Annotated in this window: 27 protein-coding genes and 1 pseudogene; 27 read left to right on the forward strand and 1 reads right to left on the reverse strand. The window is 52.6% G+C overall.

The window, feature by feature from the left end:
* Window positions 1–66: 66 nt before the first annotated feature.
* Window positions 67–318, reverse strand: coding sequence for a bssS family protein (locus KGP21_RS12975; RefSeq protein ID WP_223538410.1), 252 nt, complete (start codon window positions 316–318; stop codon window positions 67–69).
* Between the two features lie 153 nt (window positions 319–471).
* Here KGP21_RS12975 and KGP21_RS12980 point away from each other — a divergent pair, with 153 nt between their 5' ends.
* From KGP21_RS12980 to KGP21_RS13105, 27 genes and pseudogenes are all read left to right on the forward strand, one after another.
* Window positions 472–864, forward strand: coding sequence for a putative holin (locus KGP21_RS12980; RefSeq protein WP_223538411.1), 393 nt, complete (start codon window positions 472–474; stop codon window positions 862–864).
* Window positions 861–1145 (forward strand): phage holin family protein, encoded by a 285-nt coding sequence (locus KGP21_RS12985; RefSeq protein WP_223538412.1) that lies wholly within the window; start codon window positions 861–863, stop codon window positions 1143–1145. The genes KGP21_RS12980 and KGP21_RS12985 overlap by 4 nt, the downstream gene beginning before the upstream one ends.
* Window positions 1142–1768 carry a glycoside hydrolase family 19 protein gene (locus KGP21_RS12990; protein ID WP_223538413.1) on the forward strand — a complete coding sequence of 209 codons (627 nt, stop codon included), beginning with the start codon at window positions 1142–1144 and terminating at the stop codon, window positions 1766–1768. The genes KGP21_RS12985 and KGP21_RS12990 overlap by 4 nt, the downstream gene beginning before the upstream one ends.
* Entirely contained in the window at window positions 1765–2124 is a 360-nt protein-coding gene (locus tag KGP21_RS12995) for a hypothetical protein (RefSeq protein ID WP_223538414.1), read from the forward strand. The genes KGP21_RS12990 and KGP21_RS12995 overlap by 4 nt, the downstream gene beginning before the upstream one ends.
* Before the next feature lie 218 nt (window positions 2125–2342).
* Window positions 2343–3035, forward strand: a complete 693-nt coding sequence (locus KGP21_RS13000) for a DUF4145 domain-containing protein (protein ID WP_223538415.1) — start codon at window positions 2343–2345, stop codon at window positions 3033–3035.
* A 123-nt stretch (window positions 3036–3158) separates the two neighbouring features.
* The gene (locus tag KGP21_RS13005; RefSeq protein WP_223538416.1) at window positions 3159–3509 is read left to right on the forward strand and encodes an HNH endonuclease; all 351 of its coding nucleotides are present in this window, start codon (window positions 3159–3161) and stop codon (window positions 3507–3509) included.
* Between the two features lie 146 nt (window positions 3510–3655).
* Window positions 3656–4117 (forward strand): phage terminase small subunit P27 family, encoded by a 462-nt coding sequence (locus KGP21_RS13010; protein ID WP_094981919.1) that lies wholly within the window; start codon window positions 3656–3658, stop codon window positions 4115–4117.
* Window positions 4117–5865: a terminase large subunit gene (locus KGP21_RS13015; protein WP_202728190.1), complete on the forward strand. Its 1749-nt coding sequence runs from the start codon at window positions 4117–4119 to the stop codon at window positions 5863–5865. The genes KGP21_RS13010 and KGP21_RS13015 overlap by 1 nt, the downstream gene beginning before the upstream one ends.
* Window positions 5862–6023, forward strand: a complete 162-nt coding sequence (locus KGP21_RS13020; RefSeq protein WP_021805898.1) for a hypothetical protein — start codon at window positions 5862–5864, stop codon at window positions 6021–6023. Before KGP21_RS13015 ends, KGP21_RS13020 begins: the two co-directional genes overlap by 4 nt.
* A complete protein-coding gene (locus tag KGP21_RS13025) occupies window positions 6013–7233 on the forward strand; it encodes a phage portal protein (RefSeq protein ID WP_202728191.1) in 1221 nt (406 codons plus the stop codon). Before KGP21_RS13020 ends, KGP21_RS13025 begins: the two co-directional genes overlap by 11 nt.
* Window positions 7226–7825, forward strand: a complete 600-nt coding sequence (locus tag KGP21_RS13030; RefSeq protein ID WP_094981916.1) for an HK97 family phage prohead protease — start codon at window positions 7226–7228, stop codon at window positions 7823–7825. The genes KGP21_RS13025 and KGP21_RS13030 overlap by 8 nt, the downstream gene beginning before the upstream one ends.
* Before the next feature lie 18 nt (window positions 7826–7843).
* On the forward strand, window positions 7844–9058 hold the full coding sequence (locus KGP21_RS13035) for a phage major capsid protein (protein WP_223538521.1): 1215 nt from the start codon (window positions 7844–7846) through the stop codon (window positions 9056–9058).
* Between the two features lie 84 nt (window positions 9059–9142).
* Window positions 9143–9460, forward strand: a complete 318-nt coding sequence (locus KGP21_RS13040; protein ID WP_223538417.1) for a head-tail connector protein — start codon at window positions 9143–9145, stop codon at window positions 9458–9460.
* A 9-nt stretch (window positions 9461–9469) separates the two neighbouring features.
* Window positions 9470–9808: a phage head closure protein gene (locus KGP21_RS13045; protein ID WP_223538418.1), complete on the forward strand. Its 339-nt coding sequence runs from the start codon at window positions 9470–9472 to the stop codon at window positions 9806–9808.
* Window positions 9805–10251: an HK97-gp10 family putative phage morphogenesis protein gene (locus tag KGP21_RS13050; RefSeq protein WP_094981913.1), complete on the forward strand. Its 447-nt coding sequence runs from the start codon at window positions 9805–9807 to the stop codon at window positions 10249–10251. The genes KGP21_RS13045 and KGP21_RS13050 overlap by 4 nt, the downstream gene beginning before the upstream one ends.
* Entirely contained in the window at window positions 10248–10595 is a 348-nt protein-coding gene (locus KGP21_RS13055; RefSeq protein ID WP_094981912.1) for a DUF3168 domain-containing protein, read from the forward strand. Before KGP21_RS13050 ends, KGP21_RS13055 begins: the two co-directional genes overlap by 4 nt.
* A gap of 56 nt (window positions 10596–10651) precedes the next feature.
* A pseudogene (locus tag KGP21_RS29775) lies at window positions 10652–11098 on the forward strand (phage tail protein); the annotation flags it as partial.
* A 57-nt stretch (window positions 11099–11155) separates the two neighbouring features.
* Window positions 11156–11353 (forward strand): Ig domain-containing protein, encoded by a 198-nt coding sequence (locus KGP21_RS29780; protein ID WP_371824865.1) that lies wholly within the window; start codon window positions 11156–11158, stop codon window positions 11351–11353.
* Between the two features lie 15 nt (window positions 11354–11368).
* Entirely contained in the window at window positions 11369–11788 is a 420-nt protein-coding gene (locus tag KGP21_RS13065) for a phage tail assembly chaperone (protein ID WP_223538419.1), read from the forward strand.
* Window positions 11788–12069 (forward strand): DUF4035 domain-containing protein, encoded by a 282-nt coding sequence (locus tag KGP21_RS13070; RefSeq protein ID WP_223538522.1) that lies wholly within the window; start codon window positions 11788–11790, stop codon window positions 12067–12069. Before KGP21_RS13065 ends, KGP21_RS13070 begins: the two co-directional genes overlap by 1 nt.
* Window positions 12070–12103: 34 nt before the next feature.
* Window positions 12104–15541 carry a tape measure protein gene (locus KGP21_RS13075; protein ID WP_223538420.1) on the forward strand — a complete coding sequence of 1146 codons (3438 nt, stop codon included), beginning with the start codon at window positions 12104–12106 and terminating at the stop codon, window positions 15539–15541.
* Between the two features lie 4 nt (window positions 15542–15545).
* On the forward strand, window positions 15546–15899 hold the full coding sequence (locus KGP21_RS13080; protein WP_223538421.1) for a phage tail protein: 354 nt from the start codon (window positions 15546–15548) through the stop codon (window positions 15897–15899).
* An 8-nt stretch (window positions 15900–15907) separates the two neighbouring features.
* Complete coding sequence (locus tag KGP21_RS13085) at window positions 15908–16660, forward strand: phage minor tail protein L (RefSeq protein WP_223538422.1); 753 nt, start codon at window positions 15908–15910, stop codon at window positions 16658–16660.
* A 2-nt stretch (window positions 16661–16662) separates the two neighbouring features.
* A complete protein-coding gene (locus tag KGP21_RS13090) occupies window positions 16663–17379 on the forward strand; it encodes a C40 family peptidase (protein WP_223538423.1) in 717 nt (238 codons plus the stop codon).
* Between the two features lie 35 nt (window positions 17380–17414).
* Entirely contained in the window at window positions 17415–17747 is a 333-nt protein-coding gene (locus KGP21_RS13095) for a hypothetical protein (protein ID WP_223538424.1), read from the forward strand.
* 53 nt (window positions 17748–17800) lie between these two features.
* Window positions 17801–18412 (forward strand): tail assembly protein, encoded by a 612-nt coding sequence (locus KGP21_RS13100; RefSeq protein ID WP_223538425.1) that lies wholly within the window; start codon window positions 17801–17803, stop codon window positions 18410–18412.
* A 60-nt stretch (window positions 18413–18472) separates the two neighbouring features.
* A complete protein-coding gene (locus tag KGP21_RS13105) occupies window positions 18473–21865 on the forward strand; it encodes a DUF1983 domain-containing protein (protein WP_223538426.1) in 3393 nt (1130 codons plus the stop codon).
* The last annotated feature ends 2 nt before the right edge of the window (window positions 21866–21867 follow it).

Below are 21867 nucleotides of genomic sequence, written 5' to 3' on the forward strand. Positions count from 1 at the left end.
CGCAGCAAAAAAGCGCCCTTGAAATCAGACGCTTTAGTTCAGAGGCAATTTTGACTGTATACAGTGTTAATGCTTACTGCCTATTGGGGATTGAACGCCGGACTTTTCCAACGTCTCAACATGCCTTGTTAAGTCTGAAATAAGTTCTCTGACCATCTCAGGCGTCATTGCAAAGAATTGACTTTCTTGAACTTCATCAAGTTTCTGTAATTCACTAGAAAGAAACTGAAACTTCAGTGCAATCGCATTATACCCAGGAAAAGGCCCGGCCTGCCAACCTGCAACAGGGAATACTGGAATATCGTCTTTCTTAGACATTAGCTATCCTTCTTGGTTGATTAAGCACCTCCAAGATACCACTACTGCCTGATATAAAAAATAATCAGGCTCTCAAGGCTACCAGTTGGTGGCCTTTTTTTATTTCTTGCGCCCGGCGTTTGCTGAGCGAACAGCAAACATTAAGGAGCAAATATGAGCGAGCCGATTACCGGAACCGGGGCGGCGGCAGCGGCAGTAACTGGCGTAACGATTGTTGGTGTATTTTCCAACCTTGATCCTGCTGTGGTAGTCGGTGCATTTGCAGGGGCAGCGGTTTTCGTCCTGTCTTCGAGTGACTTGTCTAACTTCAAGAAAGTGTGGATGTTTGCTTCTTCGTTCCTGACAGGGATGTTTTCTGCTGAATTCTTTGCAGACGTTATCGAAGCCTTCTTATCCGTTCTGCCGGGTAAACACATTGAAGTAGGGGACACCATAGGGGCGCTGGTGGGCGGGGCTGTTGCTGTACGGTTGCTGATGTACCTTATCGCCAAATCTTCAGACCCAAAAGCGCTGGACGATATTACCCGGCGAGGGGGAGACAGATGAATGAATACCTGCTGACAATCAATGCTATTGCATGCGGTGCAACAGCCTTCCGTCTCATGGCATACCGTAGGAACGGGGCAACCCATCGACCCATTGTTACCTTCTTTGCATGGCTGCTCATTGTAGCTTGCGCCTCGGTAACTATCCGCATACTGACCGGCGATTATCAGAACGCTAACTGGTCGGAAACCTTAATCAATATAGGCTTCTGTGTTGCTGTCTGGTCTTCAGGTGGCAACGTAATGCGCCTGGCTAAACCCCTTCAGAGAAAACAGCTATGACACAAAATCAATTTCAGCGGGCGGCAGGTATCAGCGCCGAGTTAGCCGCGCGTTGGTATCCTCATCTGGTGGCTACATTCAAAGAGTTCAACATCACCAAGCCGGTAGACCAGGCAATGTTTATTGCTCAAGTTGGGCATGAGTCCAACGGTTTTAAAGTGCTGGTGGAGTCATTCAATTACAGCGTTGATGGTCTATTCCGCACATTTGGCCCGCTCTCAACAGCAAAGCGCTTGAGCGATTATCAGTGCAAGATGTTGGGACGTACCGTGCAGCAATCCGCACAGCAAGAAGCTATAGCAAACTTGGTATATGGTGGCCGGATGGGAAATAAAGCTCCGGGTGATGGATGGAAATATCGCGGGCGCGGTTTAAAGCAGCTTACAGGCTTGAATAATCATCTCGCATGCGGCACGGCTCTTAAGCTCGACTTAGTGAGCCACCCTGAGCTATTGGAACTGGACGCTAATGCTATGCGTTCTGCTGGTTGGTTCTGGTCAAGCAATAAGTGCGGGCAATATAGCTCTGATGTTGTCGCTGTAACTAAAGCAATCAATGGCGGGTTGAATGGTATTGATGACCGTAAGGCTAGGTTTGAGAAGGCTAGTAAGGTGCTGCTATGAAATGGTTATCAATGCTAAGGATTAGTGTTTTGCTCGGTCTGCTGGTGACTGCTTTAGTTTTGGCCATCAGTACCTCTGTATTAACGAAGAGGCTTGAAGTGACGAAGTTACAGAACGAGCAACAATTAAAGGATCTAGCTCAACAGGCTGGGGTGATTGTTACGTTGCAGACACAAGATGCCCAGAATCGTGTGCTGTTGACCAGACAGTTGCTGCAAGAACGGCAGTTAAGACAACAAGCCAGTGACAACGAGAGGAAATACAAGGATGCGATCAAAAACGACGAATGTGCCGCTCGCGATATGCCTAGCGCTGTTATTGAGCTCTTGCAGCCACTCTCTACAAATGGTACCTAAACCAGTAATCCTTCTCCCTCCTGAGACAGTTTTCATTCCTTGTGAGCATCCATTTTTTCAGGGGAATACTTGGGGAGATGCGGCTAACTATGCGTTGACCTTACAATCAGCATTGAAGATCTGTTCCAGTAGGGTGGATAATCTCAATAAATGGAGAGACAGCCTTAACATGAAGCCCTTATAATGATGCGTTAGCCAATCGTGAAAAGGAGATAGGTATGTCATCATGGGAGTGTCCTTACTGTGGCTCCGTAGCTGTTTATGAGAATATGCGGAAAAAAAGCAACAGTTTTTTCTTTAGTCATGAAAATAAATATGGGCCTATGGCGTTACATTCGGCAGTGTTTGTCTGCCCTAATGAAAATTGTAAAGAATATACCGTTGGAGTCTATATAACAAAATCTGAGACTGATAGTTATGGAAATCTTTATGACCTCGAAGAGGTTGTTGATAAATGGAGGTTGAAACCTCAGGCTAATGTTAAGTTATTTCCAGACTATATTCCAATAGCGATTCTTGATGATTATAAAGAATCGGTGTTAATAAGGGATTTGTCACCTAAAGCTGCGGCCACCTTAGCAAGACGATGCCTTCAAGGAATGATTAGAGATTTTTGGGAAGTAAAGCCAGGACGCTTGGTTGATGAGATTAATGGTATTAAGGATAAGGTGGATCACAGTACTTGGAGTGCAATTGATGCCATAAGAAGTATAGGTAATATCGGCGCTCACATGGAAAAGGATATAAATCTTATTGTTGATGTTGAGCCTGATGAAGCGGATTTGTTAATTCGCTTGATAGAGACGCTTCTTAATGATTGGTATGTTGAAAGAGAAGAGAGAAATAAGAGGACGCGAGCTATTGTTGATCTTGCACGAATTAAACAAGAAGAAAGAAAACATAAGGCTTAGTTTTTGTAATTATATTTTACTCAGCAATCGACTAAGTTAAAAACCAATCACTCTGAATTGATTGCTCATTGTGAAATTTACAAGCCTCGGCATAGTCCGGGGCTTTTCTATTTGAGGTACCCCATGCCACCAAGGATACCCAGGGCATGCCGTAAGCACGGTTGCTGCCATACCACCACTGACCGCTCAGGCTACTGTACCGAACACCAGAACACCGGCTGGGAGGTGCATCAACAGGGCAAGAGCAGGCACCAGCGCGGCTACGGTAACGATTGGACTATTCGCCGCGTCCGCATCCTCAAGCGTGATAACCACATCTGCCAGGAGTGTCTGCGGAGCGGTCGAGCGGTACCGGCTACCACAGTGGATCACATCGTACCCAAGGCACATGGGGGTACCGATGACGATTTGAACCTTGAAAGCCTGTGCTGGCCATGTCACAGGGCGAAAACAGGCCGCGATCGGCTCAAATGACATCAATTCTCATCACCGAGAGGGGGGGATCAAATCTCTGCAAAATTTCGCCCAAAGTACCGCCGCATTACCTTTTCTTACATACCCGCAGGTTAGAAACTTTTTTTTGGGATACCCCAAGCGATGATTAATAGGAGTTTTCGATTATGTCAGGGCCACCGAAAACCCCTACCCATCTACGTTTGGTCAGGGGGAACCCATCAAAACGGGCCATAAATAAAAATGAGCCAAAACCCCCATCAGGGGTACCCCCAACTCCCAAGCATTTTGATAAGCAGGGAAAGTATTGGTTTAAGCGGATGGCTGAGGAGCTTGATGCCCTCGGCGTTATGTCTCAGCTCGATGCGCGGGCTTTGGAATTGTTGGTTGAAGCCTACACCGAGTACCGGCACCACTGCGAAGTTTTGGATCAGGAAGGGTACAGCTACAAAACTGATGAGGGTTTAGTTAAGCCACACCCGCAGGCTGCAATGAAGGCAGATGTATGGAAACGCATGCGCGGGATGTTGGGCGAATTTGGAATGACCCCTTCCAGCCGTTCAAAAGTAAATACCACCGGTCCCGACCAGGTTGATCCGATGGCTGAGTTTATGAAAGCGAGAGATTAATGGCTAAAGTTGCCGATGGTATTCGCTACGCCGAGCGCGTCGTGGCGGGGGAGATTGTTGCCTGCGAACTGGTCAGGCTGTCGTGCCAGCGTTTCCTTAACGATCTCAAGGTCGGGCCGGAGCGCGGGATCACATTCAGCGAAGCCCGAGCGCAACACATCCTCAATTTCTACAAGTTTGTGCCACACGTTAAAGGGGCGCTGGCTGGTCAGCCGATCGAATTGATGGATTGGCACATTTTCATTCTGATTAACATTTTCGGCTTCATCATCCCGTTGATTGATGAGAATACCGGTGAAGTAGTGCTGCGCAATGATGGCAGTGGCCGCCCGGTGATGGTTCGCCGGTTCCGCACCGCTTACAACGAAGTGGCGCGCAAAAATGCCAAGTCCACCCTGTCTTCCGGTGTTGGTCTGTACATGACGGGCGCAGATGGCGAGGGCGGGGCCGAGGTTTACTCTGCTGCCACCACACGTGAGCAGGCCCGGATCGTGTTCGAAGATGCCAAAAGCATGATCAAACAGGCCCGGCCAACATTGGGCAGGCTGTTCGAGTTCAACAAGCTGGCGATCTTTCAGGAGCAAACCTCGTCACGTTTCGGCCCGCTGTCCAGCGATGCCAACAACCTGGACGGGTTAAACATTCATTGCGCTATCGTTGATGAGCTTCACGCCCATAAAACCCGCGATGTGTGGGATGTGCTCGAAACGGCAACCGGTGCACGTCTGCAATCATTATTGTTCGGTATTACGACCGCAGGGTTTAACAAAGAGGGGATCTGTTACGAGCTGCGCGATTACGCCATCAAGGTTCTGCAAGGGGCGGCGACCGGCCAGTTTGAGGATGATACCTTCTTCGGCATCATTTTTACCCTGGATAAAGATGATGATCCCTTTGATGAAAAGGTCTGGCAGAAAGCCAATCCGGGGTTAGGTATCTGCAAGCGTTGGGACGATTTGCGCCGCCTGGCCAAGAAAGCCCGAGAGCAAGTTTCCGCCCGTCATAACTTCTTCACCAAGCACATGAACCTGTGGGTGACCGCCGAGGCCGCATGGATGGACATGCTGAAATGGGGCAAGTGTGAGTACATTGCGCCACAGCATGAGCTGAAGACCTACCCGTTATGGGTGGGTGTTGACCTGTCGAACAAAATCGATATTTGTGCTGCCGTGAAGATCTGGCAGGCCAATAACGGGCATGTCCACGCCGACTTCAAGTTTTGGCTGCCGGAAGGGCGGCTCGATCGCTGCTCCCGCCAGATGGCTGAGTTGTACCGCAAGTGGGCCGAGCTTGGCAAACTGACGCTGACGGATGGCGATGTCATCGATCACGGGCAGATCAAAGAGGAATTGCAGCTGTGGGTAGCCGGTGAAAGCTTGCGTGAAATCGGCTTTGACCCCTGGAGCGCCACCCAGTTTAGCCTGGCGCTGGCCGAAGAGGGATTGCCGCTGGTGGAGGTGCCACAGACGGTGCGCAATTTCTCCGAGGCGATGAAAGAGATCGAGGCGCTTGTGTACGGCGGGCGACTGCACCACAGCAACCACCCGGTGATGAACTGGATGATGAGCAACGTTACCGTTAAACCGGATAAGAACGATAACATTTTCCCCAACAAATCGACCCCGGAGGCCAAGATTGACGGCCCCGCAGCCTTGTTTACAGGCATGAGCCGGGTGTTGGTTAACGGCGGTGGCGATGTTGATTTCCTTTCCACTCTCGACCCAGACGAAGAACTATTGACCCTATGAAATCACTCATTATCGACCTTTGCGGGTTGGCCGGCTTCGGCTTGCTCGTCGCAGGGCTTTACCTGCAATACGGCACCGCGATCGCGCTAATGGCTGGTGGCGGTTCAATGCTGGCGTTCGCGCTGGCGGCGGCCAGGAGGAATAAACGTGCTATTTGATGCTCTATTTCGTAGCGAGTCGCTGGAAAATCCCGCCACCCCGATCACTGGTGACAGTCTAGATATGGGTTTTCGTGCGGGTGATGTCTTTGTCAGCCCTGAAACCTCCATGAGGTTGGCGGCGGTTTATGCCTGTATCTATGTGCTGTCTTCCACGCTGGCGCAGATGCCGGTGCATGTGATGCGCAAAACCGGCGATAAGGTGATTCAGGGCCGGGATCACCCCCTCTTTTACCTGGTGCACGACGAGCCTAACGAGTGGCAGACCAGCTATAAATGGCGGGAACTGAAAGAGCGCCATGTTTTGGGGTGGGGTAACGGGTACACAAAGATCGTTCGATCTCGCCGGGGTGAAGTGACCGCGCTGGAAGCCTGCATGCCATGGCAAACCACGTTGCTCAATACCGGTGGTCGGTACACTTACGGGGTATACAACGAAGAGGGCAGCTTTGCCATTAACCCCCACGACATGATCCACATCCGGGCGCTGGGCAATAACCAAAAAATGGGGCTGAGTCCCATTCTGCAGCATGCTGAAACGATCGGCATGGGTATGAGTGGCCAGCAGTACACCAGTAACTTTTTTGGTGGCAATGCGCGGCCTGCGGGGATCGTATCCGTTAAATCCGCATTGAATGCCGAGTCGTGGTCGCGGCTTAAAGAGATGTGGCAAAAGGCCACGCATGCCTTGCGCAGCCAAGAAAATAAAACGCTGTTACTGCCCGCTGAACTGGATTATCACGCTCTGACCGTTTCGCCGGTTGATGCCCAGCTTATCGACCTGATGAAGCTTAACCGGTCGCAGATTGCCGGGATCTTCAATATTCCGGCGCACATGATCAACGACCTGGAAAAGGCGACGTTCTCCAACATCACCCAGCAATCTATCCAGTTTGTTCGCCATACGGTCATGCCGTGGATCGTGAACTGGGAGCAGGAACTTAACCGCCGCCTGTTTACTGTCGCCGAGCGTAATGCCGGGTACTACATCCGGTTTAACCTGGCTGGTCTGCTACGCGGTACCCCGCAGGAACGCGCCCAGTTCTACCACTTTGCCATTACAGACGGGTGGATGAGCCGAAACGAGGCCCGTGCCTTCGAAGATATGAACCCGGTTGACGGCCTGGATGAAATGCTTGTCAGCGTTAATGCGGCCAACCCAGCCAAAGACATTACAGACCCAACAAAAGAGGAAAAGCCCGATGAGTGACAGAGAAACACGCTGTTACGGTGGTGAGGTGCGCGCCCAGCAGGAAGAAAACCAGCCTACGCACATTATCGGCTACGGCTCGGTATTCGATAGCCGCTCAGAGGTGCTCTGGGGCTTTCGCGAAATCATCAAGCCTGGTGCTTTTGATGATGTGCTCAAAGATGACGTTCGCGGCCTGTTTAACCACGATCCCAACTTCATCTTGGGCCGCAGTTCGGCGGGTACTTTATCGTTATCCGTGGATGCTCGGGGGCTGCAATACAACATTGTGGCGCCGGAAACCCAGACCATTCGCGATCTGGTGATCAGCCCTATGCAGCGCGGCGACATCAACCAATCTTCCTTTTCCTTCCGCGTCGCCCGTGATGGCGAGGACTGGTATCAGGATGAACAAGGGGTGGTGATCCGTGAGATCACCAAGGTTTCGCGCCTGTTCGACGTAAGCCCGGTGACCTATCCCGCTTATCAGGAGGCTGATTCAGCCGTCCGATCCATGAAAGCCTGGCAGGAAGCGCGAGACAGTGGCGCGCTCACTAATGCCGTAAACCAAAGAATGGCGCGTGAGCGCCTGCTGACTTTATTAAACGCGTAAGGAAAGACCATGCCTATTATCAAATTGCACGAACTGAAGCAAAAACGTAACACCATCGCCACCGATATGCGCGCTCTCAACGACAAGATCGGGGATACCGCCTGGACGGAAGAGCAGCGTACCGAATGGAACAAGGCCAAGGATGAGCTGACCAGGCTCGATGAGCAAATCACCCGCGAGGAGGAATTGCGCGCACTGGATCAGACCTTTGTTGATGATAACCAGAATGAACAGCGCCAGCAGTTGAACAAAGACAACCCAGAGCATAAACAGCACGAAATCCGCGCCGCAGCGTTCGATAAGTTCCTGCGCCAGGGCTTTGCCGAGCTGAGTGCCGAAGAGCGCGCCGCTGTGCGTGAACTCCGCGCACAAGGTACCTCGCCGGATGAAAAGGGCGGTTACACCGTACCTACCCAGATGCTGGCTAAAATCGTTGATGCCATGAAGGCCTACGGCGGTATTGCTAGCGTGGCGCAGATCCTGAACTCATCCAATGGGCAGGACATCACCTGGTCAACGTCTGACGGTACGGCGGAAGAAGGGGAGCTGTTGGGCGAAAATACGGCCGCATCAGAGCAGGATGTGGAATTTGGTACCGCGATCCTGGGGGCCAAGAAGCTGAGCTCCAAAATCATCCGCGTTTCTAACGAGCTGCTGCAGGATAGCGGGGTTGATATCGAGGCGTATTTGGCTGGCCGCATCGCCCAGCGTATCGGGCGCGGCGAAGCAAAATACATCGTTAAAGGTACCGGCGCAGGATCACCAGTGCAGCCCAAGGGGCTTGAGGTATCGGTAACCGGTACCGTACCGGCCAAGGCGGTAACGCTCGATTGGACGGACATTAACACCCTGAAGCACAGCATTGATCCTGCCTACCGCAACGGGCCTAAATTCCGCCTGGCGTTCAACGATTCCACGCTGAAAACGCTTACTGAGCTGGTAGACGGTAATAAACGCCCGCTGTGGTTGCCGGATATTGTCGGCGTTGCGCCTGCGTCGGTGCTGGGCATGCAGTACGTTATCGATCAGGCGATCGACAGCATGGCAACGGGTAAAAAGTTTGTTTACTGCGGTGACTTCGACCGCTTCATTCTGCGCCGTATCACTTATATGACACTGAAACGCCTGGTTGAGCGCTTTGCCGAGTACGATCAGACCGCGTTCCTGGCCTTCCATCGTTTCGATTGTGTGCTGGAAGATGCATCAGCGATCAAGGCGCTGACCGGGAAATAATCATTATTCCGGCGTATTCCTGCACCGCTTCGGCGGTTTTTTTATGCCTGCAATCTGGCAACAGGTTGCAGGTAAGGAGCATTGATGAAGCCAAGCATCAAACAATTGCGCCTGCAATGTCGTCTTGATGACGATGATGATTCAGACGATGAGCTGTTAACGCTTTATGCGGGAGCGGCGCGGCGCAAGGCTGAAAATTACACCAACCGGAAGCTATATGATGAGTCGGTTCCCGAGGGGCAGAGCGAAGGGCTACTGGTCAGTGATGACGTTATGCTAGCCATCATGCTGGCTGTCGGTCACTGGTACGAAAACCGTGAAGATACCGCCGATGTACAGAAAGTCAGTATTCCGCTCGGGTTTAAGGCTCTGCTGGAGCCCTACCGATTTATTCCGCTGTAAGGGGGCGCTATGCAAGCAGGCCGACTGCGCCACCGCGTCACCATTCAGAGCTTTGTCCCGGTGGAACTACCCTCCGGGCAGGAACTGGAGGAGTGGCGCGACGGTAAGACTGTTTATGCAGAGGTGAAGGCGATCAGCGGGCGCGAGCTGGTGGCATCCGGCGCAGAGAAGGCAGAAGCCACTATCCGCGTTTGGATGCGTCACCGCACCGATGTTACCGCCGCCTCTCGGCTTTTGTGTCTGAACGGCCCGTTTAAAGGGGCTGTATTGGAGATTACCGGCCCACCAATCCCCGATCCCAAGGGAACCCGGCTGGAAATTCTCTGTAAAAGTGGGGTGAAACCATGATCAGCGGCAATCTGGATTTTTCCGGCCTGCTCGACATTTCGAAGGATTTGGAGCTGTTAAGCAAAGCTGAGAACCGCAACGTTTTACGTCAGGCTACGCGGGCGGGTGCAAACGTGCTCCGTGATGAAGTTCGAGCGCGGGCGCCGAAGAAAACCGGCAAGCTGGCGCGTAATGTCGTTGCTGTGAACATGCGGGCAAAAGATGGTGGGGCGGTTGCCGGGGTGCATATCCGGGGTCGCAATCCACGAACGGGCAACAGCGATAACTCGATGAAGGCCAGCAACCCGAAAAATGCTTTCTACTGGCGCTTTGTGGAGCTGGGGACGGTGAAGATGGCACCTGTACCGTTTATCCGACCCGCATACGATGCCAAAGAGGGGGCGGCGGCAGAGGCGGCGTTTGCCAAGGTCAACGAGGCGATCGATAAGGTACTGTCCAAATGACCGAAGCCGATCTTAACCCGTTGTTAAAACCGCTGGTGGGCGGGCAGGCTTACCCGTATGTCGTCAAACTTACGCCGGAGGGGCAGCCAGCAGTAAAGCCACCGTGGATCGTCTACACCGTTCCCGATGAAAATCGGGGTGATGTGTTCTGCGGTACCGCTGAAACGGCCTCCATGGTGCAGATCGACGTGTACGCCAGCAGCATTGACGAGGCGAAGGCCATACGCGCCCAGGCCGAGGAGGCGGTAACCGTATTGTTACCCGCCGAAGTCCATCTATTCAGCGGCCACGAACCCGACACCGGTCTTTTCCGCGCCTCATTCGAATTCAGGGTGTGGCGATAACCCAACCCCCTTACACAGCCGCTTACGAGCGGTTTTTTTATGTCTGGAGAAAACTCATGACAAGTAAGTATGAAAAAACGCAAGGCACGGTGATCAGCGTTTCCGCTGGTGAAGTCAGCGAAGCTAATCCTGTTGGTGTTACCTGGCTTGCCGCATCGTGCAGCACAAAGGAACTCAGCTACACAGGCGGCCAAAAGGCTGATATTGAAGTTACCACGCTGTGCTCCGAAGAGCAGGAGATGACAAACGGCCTGAAAGCCCCGTCTGAAATGACCATTGGTAAAAACTGGAGCGGTTACGATGCTGCCCAGGATTCCCTGATGGATGCCTATGAAGACGACAGCCGCCGCGCTATTCGTATCGTATTCCCTTCCGGTAACGGCTTTGCCTACCTTGCCGAAGTGCGTCAAAACAGCTGGAGTGCGGCCACATCCGGCATCGTATCCGCTTCCTATACGTTGCGCATTATCGGTAAACCCGTACGGATCTACGCCGTCAACATCCCGGTAACCGGTGTAACGCTGGATAAAGCCACGGCCACCGTTGCCGCTGGTGCCAGCCTGACCTTGACCCCAACGATCGCCCCGGCATCAGCCACTAACCGCGGCGTGACCTGGACATCCTCCGCCCCAGGTAATGTGATGGTGACCAACAAGGGCGTTATCACAGGCCTAACCCCCGGCACCTCAACGATCACCGTCAAAACCACGGACGGCGCTAAAACCGCGACGTGTGTTGTGACCGTCACTGCAGCCTAACAGGAGCATTAACCCATGGCAGTAAAGAAATCAGACCTCAAGGCGTTGGCATCTGCACCCATGTCGGGTTTTCGCACCAAACCACTAAAGGTCCCTGAGTGGGGAGGCGCGAAGGTGATCCTGCGTGAACCCTCGCCAGCAGGGTGGGGCCAGTGGTGCGAGATTATGGAGCCTGAAGAGCCCAAAGAGGGCGCAAAGGCGGTTGAGCTTTCCATCACGGAGCAGACGCAACGTAACATCCGCGCTGACGCTGTAATGTTTATTGATGTCCTGCTCGATGAAGATCAAACTCCGGTATTTACCCGCGAAGAGCTGGACGAGGTTGTGGGTTTTTACGGGCCGGTGCATTCCCGTCTGCTTAAGCAAGCGCTTGCCCTGCAAACCTCGCCGGAAGACGCTGAAAAAAAGTCAGAGAGCCAGAAACCTTCTTCTTGATGCAACTGGCTCTACGCCTCGGTAAAACCCTGGGTGAGCTTCAGAAATCTATCAGCATCAGTGAATTGCGCATGTGGATGGCTTTTGACCGGATAAGCCCGATCGGCGATGACCGTAATGATTATCACGCCGCGCAAATCGCCGCCGCCGTTTTCAATGCCCAGCGAACCAAGGATCCATTGTCCATCGGGGATATGTTGATTCGATGGAACGCGGAGGAAGATGCGGAAGAAGAGGATACCGCTGGGCTTGAGGCATTTCTGGAAAATCTGGCTAGTTAACACCCGCTGCGGCGGGTTTTTTTATGGGTGAAATATGGCATCTCTGCGTGAGCTAATCATTAAAATTTCGGCTAACTCCAGCTCCTTCCAGACTGAGATCGCCCGTGCCTCACGCATGGGGGCCGATTATCACAGAACAATGACGCAGGGTAACCGCCAGGCAGAGAATGCCACTCGTCAGAGTCAGCGAGCTCTTGCTGATCTGAATGGGCAATTGGCGACCGTGCGCAGCAGCGCATTGGCGATGGCTGGTGCGTTTGCCGGGGCGTTCGCTACTGGGAACCTGATCGCCATGGCCGACAAGTGGAACTCGCTCAATGCGCGGGTGAAGCTGGCCACTACCTCTGCACAGGATTTTGCTGTTGCGCAGGCGGGGCTGATGCAGATTAGTCAGTACACCGGCTCAACGTTTGAGTCTAACGCTGCTTTGTTCTCGCGGGCATCCAGTTCGCTTCGTGAATACGGCTACACGACCAAAGATATCTTGTCATTGACTGACGCACTGGCCACCGGTCTGCAAGTGTCTGGTGCATCAGCTGACGAAACGGCATCGTTGATCACCCAGCTATCACAGGCGCTGGGGCGCGGCGTTCTTCGTGGTCAAGATTTTAACTCCGTTGCTCAGTCTGGTCAGAGGGTCATGAAAGCGTTGTCTGATGGGCTTGGCGTTGCGCAGAAAGATCTTAAAGGGTTGGCCGACGCGGGCGAACTGACCACGCCGAAGATCGTACCGGCGCTGATCAGTCAACTCGGGCAGTTGCGTAAAGAGTTCGAGACGATGCCCAACAGCGTTAGCGCGGCGTCAACTCGCGTTATGAACGCCTTCCAGCAGTGGGTGGGTGGTCAGAATAATGCTGTCGGTGTTACGGCAACCATTTCTGCCGGTCTGGATGGACTGTCTAAAAACATTGATACCGTCGCATTATCCCTCGGGGCGCTGGTGTCTGTTGGTGCCGTGCGCTATTTCGGCGGCATGGTGTCAAGCGTGGGGAGCGCAACAGCGGGCATGCTATCCGCATATCGAGCTGAGGTATCTCTGGCCGCTGCGCAAGTACGCGGCACTCAGGTTGCAACAGCACGAGCACGGGCAGCCGAGTATCGAGCGCAGCAGGCGCTGGCCGCAGCGCGGGGAACCGATGGGCAGGCGGCAGCGGAAAGACGGCTGGAGGCTACGCAGCGTGGCGTTACGCGCAGCATTGCAGCAAGAACAGCCGCACAAGGCGCGTTGAATAACGTCACCTCGTTGGGTAGCCGGTTGTTGTCTGGTGCTTTAGGGCTTGTTGGTGGGTTCCCTGGATTAATCATGGCAGGTGCCGCCGCTTGGTATGTCGTCAACCAGCGGCAGGAGCAGGCTCAACAATCAGCCATCGCTTATGCTGACTCACTAGGCTCGGTCGTAGAGAAGATGAATAGCCTCAATCAGGCTCAACTGAAAGGCGCATTGGCTGATACTTCAGAATCCATCCTTGCCCAGAAGGATAAAATCAGGGAATTGGCAGATGCCCAAGCATCCGCACAATCTGATTTTGAAGAATATACCAAATTGGTAGCCAAGCTTGGTGTCCAGCAAGACCAGAGTAATGAGTTTACAAAAAAAGCCGCTCAAGCCCAGCGAGATCTCGATAAAACCACTCGAGATTTGAATGACGCGAAAGATAAGCTTGCTAGCACTATTGGTAATCAGTCTAAGTTGCAAGGGGAGCTGAACCGGGTAACCACTGAATCTGAAGCGTCATTCAATATCTTGAAAAAGGGGTTGGTTGAAACTTTTAACCTTTCTGGTGCAGCGTCTACCGCATTGGCAACAACCCTTCAGGTGCTTAAAGAACTCAATGCCGAGCAGGAAAAATCAGGTACCAGCGCAAAGCCCCCTGTCGATACGGCGAAATATGACGACTTCATTAAAAAACAGCAAGAAAGTCTTGCCCTGTTAAAAGTTGAAGGCGTCGAACGGGCAAAACTGAAAGCCGTACAGGATGCCATCAAAGGTGAGGCGCTGAAAGTTGATAGCTCTGGCAATGTCGTTGCTGATATGAAGGATCAAAAAGCAGCTATCGAGGCTAATGCCGCAGCTGAATTTAACCTGCAGGAGCAACAGAAAGAACGCAACAAGACGACAAAGGCGGGGGCTGGTGTTGCTGGCGACTACCAGCAGAAGATCGCCAACCTGAACAAAGAGATTCAGGTTGAAGGTGTCCGGCTGAAAGAGGGTGACGCAGCGGCTGCATTATTCGCTGCATCTCTTGAATCTGGTACAAAGTGGACTGACGCGCAGCGAGCAGGGCTTGAGGAGCTCAATAAGAAACTTGCAGTGGCAAAACAGCGTTGGGAGGATCACAACGCTACTATTGCTAACGATCCCTACCGGCAGGCAGCCGATACTCAGAAAAAGGCCAGTGAACAGCTACAGCGTCAGATTGCAGACGGCGAAATCAAGGGGGCGGAGGAGATCGCCCGCCGCAAGCAGGATATCGACACCGCCTATCTGCAGGCGAAGGCCGAGGCCGCTCAGCGTTACGCTGTTTCCGGTACCGCCGAGCTGGCCGGTAATATCGATCCTATCCAGAACCTTGAAAACCAACTGGCTAAAAGGCATGCACTGATCGAGAGCTATGCCACTGCGGGTGTAGTGTCTCAAAGCCGCGCCAATCAGCTCATTGTTGCGGCGGATCGTGAAGCGATGGAGCAGCGTTACCAGGCATCACTACAACTGTATGCCAGCCAAGGCGATATGCAGAAGATGGCGGTTGACCTGTTCCAGACCTCACAGGAGCGGCTCGGCAATATGCTTACGGGCATGCTGACAGGTACACAGACATTCAAGGAGGGTATGACTAACCTTTTCGCTTCTCTCACACAATCGATTATTCAAAACCTTATAGAGATGGCCGCGCAAGCGCTGGTCACCAGCTCCATTATGCAGACGATCACCGGCATTATGGGCGGATTGTCTGGTGGTATCGGTGGTGCAGCCTCCGGAGCTGCTTCAGGGGCTGCCAGCGCAGCAGGCTCTGCAAGCACTGGTGCAATGGGGATGAGTACCAATTTTAGGGCGTATGAACTCGGCGGCTTTACCGGTGTTGGCGGTAAGTACGATCCGGCTGGTGTGGTTCACAAGGGGGAGTTTGTTTTCACCAAGGAAGCCACTGAGCGGATCGGCGTAGAGAATCTCTACGGCATGATGCGAGGTTACGCCGATGGTGGGCTAGTTTCGCCAGTTGCCGCTGGTGGATCATTGGGGATTCGCCCGACGACCGCCAGCCAACTGAACAGGGTGAGTGCTGGTGGCAGTGCACCGACAGTAAACATTACAGTCTACAGCGATGGGCAAACGACCACATCCGCACCGCCAGGCATGGAACAGTTCGGTAGTGAGGTTGGAAAATACGTTGATCAACGCATCAAGGTGTACATGGAAAAAGCTACAGCCCAGGGAGGGATGTTAAACACCGCAAATAGGGGAAGAAGGTGATTTAATGGCACTGGAAACTTTTAGTTATGCCGCAAGGTTAAACCCAGTCGGCGATCACTCCTTTCGTGTACGTGAAGTGCAATTTGGCGATGGCTATAAACAGCAGGTTGGCGATGGGATGAATGCTGAGCCTCAAAGCTGGTCATTAACATTTGTCGGCAACTGGAAGCGCACTTTCGAGATCAGGAGTTTTTTCAAACGTCATGCCGGTTATAAGTCCTTTAAATGGATTACGCCAAATTTTGAGCCTGGGTTGTTCACTTGCAAAACGTATCAGGTTACCGCGCTGGGCAAGAATGCCCGCGGCGATCAGATGTACCAGCTTGCAGCTACGTTCGAGACCGCCTTCCGACCATAGGTAAAACCATGTCTATCAATGCTGATCACCAGGTGCTTGAGCCTGGGAGTAAAATCCGCCTGTTCGAAGTTGACGGCAGTCAATTTAGCGGGCCGGAGTTGTATTTTCACTGCCACCCGATCCCGTTCACTCCGGCAGAGCTGGAAAAGGTCGGTGATGATCCGGCCAAGCTACCGGCAAAATCCATCTGGTTCGGTGGCCGGGAGTACAAGCCGTGGCCGGTGGAGATTGAGGGGCTGGAGGTCACTAGCGACGGCACCGCACCAAGCCCTACGTTGTCAGTGGGTAACATAGATGGCACCGTTGGTTCGATGTGCCTGGCATACCAAAATCTGGCTATGTTCAAGGTCACGATCCGCGATACTTACGCGCATTACCTCGATGCCAGAAACTTTCCAGAGGGCAACCCGCAGGCCGACGCGACACAGCAAAAAATTGATGTGTGGTACATCGACCGCAAGATCAGCGGCAACAATACCGGCATCCAGTTCGCGCTGTCCTCGCCTGCCGACCTGCAGGGCACCATGATCCCAACCCGACAGATCCATAGCCTTTGCACCTGGTGCATCCGTGGCCAGTACCGCGGGGCGTCATGCGGGTACACCGGTACCAAGTATTTCGACGCAAACGGCAAGCCGGTTAGTGACCCGTCGAAAGATGTTTGTTCTGGCCTGCTGTCCACCGGCTGCGAACCCCGCTGGGGAAAGGGTAATCCTTTGCCGTTTGGCGGTTTCCCTGGCTCCGCATTGCTAAAGAGGTAGCCATGAGAAAACACATTATCAGCGCCATCATGGCGCATGCAGAAGCGGAGTACCCCAGGGAATGCTGCGGGTTGGTGGTGCAAAATGGCCGCCGCCAGCAGTATCTTCGTTGCCGGAATACGGCACCAGAACCAACAGAGCAATTCAGCATGCACCCGGAGGATTATGCAGCAGCGGAGGATGCGGGGGAGATCGTCGCTATCGTTCACAGCCATCCTGACGCCACAACGCAGCCGAGCCAGATCGACATAGCGCAATGTGACTTGTCACAGCTACCATGGATTATCGCCAGTTGGCCGGAGGGCGATATCAGAACGGTCATGCCTATTGAGGGCACCAAGCCTTTGCTAGGTCGCCCGTTCGTGCATGGTATCTGGGACTGTTACGCTATAGTGCGGGACTGGTACCGACAGGAAAGTAATATTGAACTCCCCAACTTTGACCGTTCAGATGGCTGGTGGAACCGAGGCGAAAACCTCTACATGCAGCACTATGGCGAGGCTGGGTTTAAACCGGCAACTGGTGATCTGCAGATCGGCGACGTAATCATTATGCAGGTACGTGCCGATGAGCCGAACCATGCTGGGGTTTATATCGGTGATGGAGTTATGCTCCATCACATGTATGGACAGTTTAGCAAGCATGTCCCTTACGATGGTTATTGGCAGGAGCGGACGATCATCACGCTTCGCTATAGTGATCTTGGCGTCAAGCAGTGATACGATGTGACAAATTGTAACCAAAGGATAGGTAAATGAAAAAATTGCTATTAACTATACTGATGGTAGCCTCTTTTTTTGCCACAGCTAAAGAATATACTAAAGAGCAGCTAAATAGTCTCGTCGGATCTGGTAATTATCCTGAGCAAGGGGTACCGCAAACATTGGCGGACGAAATAGTGAGCTTCGCCGAATGTAAAGAGATTGGTAGGAGTACGTTAAGTAGTGTCTCAAGTTATCCAACAAGGGTTTTAGCTGATACGTCATTAATTTACTCAATAAAGATATGGGCTAATGATGGTGTTATATTTATGACGTGTACAAAACCAGATAATAGAAGTGTGGTGAAAAAGTCAATTTATAGATAATCGATGGGAATTGCAAATAAGCCCTCTCTGGAGGGTTTTTTATTGGGGTGAATATGAATACTGCATCACACGAATTTAGAATGGTCAGACTCTATGGCGTTCTAGGCTCAACATTCGGTCGAGTTCACAAACTAGTTGTATCCACGCCGCAAGAAGCAATCAAGGCGCTATCCATAACCATTCCAGGCTTTGAGCGATTCTTACAGACCGCAAAAGAAAGGGGACTGACATTCTCTATTTTTGTAGGGAAAAAAAATATCGGAAAAGACGAACTCGAATTTTCAGGTAGTGAAGGTATCAGGATCGCCCCGGTTATTATAGGCAGTAAGAAGGCGGGTGTGTTCCAGACTATCCTTGGCGCGGTATTGGTCGTCGTTGGTGCTATTGGCATGTCCCCGTGGGGACAGGCTTTTGGCGGTGGCGCTTGGGGGTCTTATGCCTTGCAGGCTGGTGCTGCAATGATGCTTGGCGGTGTTGCCCAAATGCTTTCCCCGATGCAGGGAGGGGCCGCAAGGCGCGAAAGCCCGGATAATAAGCCGAGCTATGCCTTTGGCGGACCTGTGAACACAATCGCTCAGGGCAACCCGGTACCGATTCTCTACGGCAAGCGCCGGATCGGTGGTGCCATCATCTCTGCAGGGATCTTCGCCGAAGACCAGCAGTAAACAATCTGCATTCCTCAATGGCCAGCCTAGAGCTGGTTTTTTTACGCCTGGAGAAAATTAATGGCAACAATTGAAGGCCGCAAGGGGGGCGGTGGTGATGCTCATACGCCTGTTGAGTCCCCTGACTCCCTGCAATCTACCTCTTACGCCAAAATCCTGCTTGCGCTTGCCGAGGGAGAATTGGCCGGTGGCTTAGACGGAAAAAATATCTTTCTCGATGGCACCCCGATCATCAGCCCAGACGGCTCGGAAAACTTTCCTGGTGTGAAGTGGGAGTTTCGTTCTGGCACCCCCGACCAGGACTACATTCCCGGCATGCCGGATGTTGAGAACGAGATAACCGTTAGTACCGAACTCACCAGCCAGAACCCGTGGGTTCGTTCGCTGACCAACACCCAACTCTCAGCTATTCGCCTTCGCTTCTCATGGCAGCAACTGCAGGAGCAATGGGATAACGGCGACGTAGTGGGCTATCGCATCGAGTATGCGCTAGACGTTGCGACCGATGGCGGTGCTTACCGAGAGGTGTTGAAAACGGCTGTTGATGGCAAAACCACGACAAAATACGAGCGCAGCCACCGCATTAATCTACCGAAGGCCACCACCGGCTGGCAGGTGCGTGTGCGCAGGATCACACCAAACAGTACAAGCAACCGAATAGCTGACAAGATGGTCATTGAGTCGATTACTGAGCTGATCGACGTGAAACTCCGGTACCCAGAAACCGCGCTGCTATTCGTCCAGTTCGACGCAAAGCAGTTCCAAAATATCCCACAGGTTTCCTGCGAGCCGAAAGGCTCCGTGATCCGTATCCCCACGACATACGACCCGATCAAGCGTACCTACACCGGCACTTGGAACGGCAGCTTTAAATGGGCATGGACGAATAACCCCGCCTGGGTGTTTTACGATCTGCTTATCAACGACCGCTACAGCATCGGCAGCCGCGTTAAGGCTGAGAACCTAGCGCTCACCAAGTGGGATTTGTACGCCATTGCGCAATATTGCGATCAACTGGTACCCGATGGTCGCGGTAGCAGCGGTACCGAGCCGCGTTTCCTCTGTGATGCCTACATTCAATCGCAGGAAGAAGCCTGGACTGTTCTGCGCGACTTCGCGAACATCTTCCGGGGCATGACTTACTGGGCAAATAACAGTATGAATGCGCTGGCGGATATGCCACGCGATGTTGACTACATCTACACGCGCGCCAACGTCAAAGATGGGCTGTTTACGGACAGCAGCGCCAGTGAGAAGACACACTATAGTGTGGCAATGGTGAGCTGGAGCGACCCTGCAAACGGCTATCAGGACTCTGTAGAGCCAGTGTTCGATAACAACTTGATCCGGCGTTACAACGTCAAGCAGGCCGATTTAACGGCCATCGGCTGCACCCGTCAAACAGAAGCTATCCGCCGTGGGAAATGGTTGTTGCTGACCAACGACAAAGACAGGGTGATCTCTTTCACGGTCGGGATGGATGGCAATATCCCGCTACCAGGCTGGATTATCGGTGTGGCTGATGAGGCAATGGCAGGGCGGCCACTCGGTGGCCGTATCAGTGCGGTGTCTGGCCGCAACCTCACTTTGGATCGCGTCTCGTCGGCAAAAGTTGGTGAGCGTCTTATCGTTAACCTGCCCAGCGGAAAATCACAGGCCCGCACGATCAGCGCCGTGAGCGGCAAAGTAGTGGCTGTCTCAACCACTTACAGCGAGCCGCCAGCGGCAGAATGTGCCTGGGCTGTTGATGCGTCCGATCTGGCTATTCAACAATTCCGTGTCACCGGTATTACAGAAAATGAGGACGGCGTTTCGTTCGATATCACGGCCATCGAACACGACCCGGACAAGTACGCACGTATCGACACCGGCGCACGTATCGAAGACCGCCCGATCAGCGTTATTCCTCCGGGCGTACAGGCTCCACCGAAGAACGTCCGGATCAGAGAGAACTCTGCGACGATCCAGGGGTTGGCGGTGGCCACGCTCTATGTGACGTGGGACAGAGCCGAGAGTGCTATTGCATACGAAACGGAATGGCGCAGGGATAACGGCAACTGGATACCCGGCCCGCGTGTTTCAACGCTGGGTTTCGAGGTGCAGGGTATTTACGCTGGCCGGTACCAGGCGCGTGTCCGGGCAATAAACCCGGCAGAGATTTCGAGCGTGTGGGCTAACGCACCGGAAATGGTGCTGAAGGGCAAAATCGGAGAGCCGCCCGCGCTTGCTAGCTTTACCACGGTTGGCCAGGTGTTTGGCATCGTGTTGAATTGGGCGTTCCCACCGGGTGCAGAGGACACGCAGAGGACGGAGATCTGGTATAGCCAGAGCTCAAACGGTAGCGGCAAAATGCACTTGGGCGATTATGCCTACCCACAGCGCAGCCATACTATGACCGGCCTAGCCGCTGGCGTAAATTTCTGGTTCCAGGCTCGCCTAGTCGATCGTCTCGGCAATGCCGGGCCGTGGACAGCGTGGACAGCTGGCACATCGAGCAGTGACGCTAGTGATGTGCTGGACTACTTAACTGGCCAGATAACGCAAACGCAGCTCGGCAAGGACTTGCTAGGGCCGGTGGAGGACGCAAGCAAGCTGCAGGACATGTGGTCTGTCAAAGTCGGTAAAACGCAAGATGGCAAGCTATACACCGCAGGGATCGGCGTTGGTGTGGAGAACACACCAGAGGGTATGCAGAGCCAAGTGTTGGTAGTAGCTGACCGTTTCGCTATTTTGAACACTGCCAGCGGTACTGGTTCGGCAGTGTCCACGCCGTTTGCTATCGAGGGCGGCCAGGTCTTTATGAATTCTGCATTCATCAAAGACGGGTCTATTGATAGTTTGAAGATAGCCCAGCATATCCAGTCTGATAATTTCAATTCCGAAGGGACGACTGGTTGGGCAATAAATAAAGATGGCGGTGCTATTTTTAATAGCGTAGTCATTCGTGGCCATGTAGAAGCGCAAAGCGGCTACTTTAGCGGGAGTGTGTTTGCTGGCGCTGGTGAGCTAAATAACGTATTAATAAATGACACGTGCGTTATAAAAGGTAAGTTATCAGCAGCTAATATTGAAGGTAATCTAGTTGAAGGTAATTCATTTGATTTTGAACTTATACATACAAATGCCAATAGAGTTATTCGCTACAATGGTAATCCGTTAATGCCGATGCGTGTTTATGGTTATGTTATGGCTTCGATGTATAGTAATCAAAAAACAAAAATCTTCTTTAATCATAATGAAAGTACAGCAGTGAGAGGTTTGCAGCTTGCAAGAATTGGGGATAGAGTTTTTACATATACTGTGATGTTCCCATTTTCAAGGGATATAGCAAGTGGTGAGGCATTGGATATCAACGTTCATGCAGGGGCGTTAAATCAAGGGAGTGGAGAGTCAACACAATACACTGTAATGTTATGGGCTACCCCTTCAACAGGTGGCTTCAATATTTTGTAAGC

Origin of the sequence: Serratia sp. JSRIV004 (assembly GCF_019968705.1) — a bacterium.
GTDB classification, from domain to species: Bacteria; Pseudomonadota; Gammaproteobacteria; order Enterobacterales; family Enterobacteriaceae; genus Chania; species Chania fonticola_B.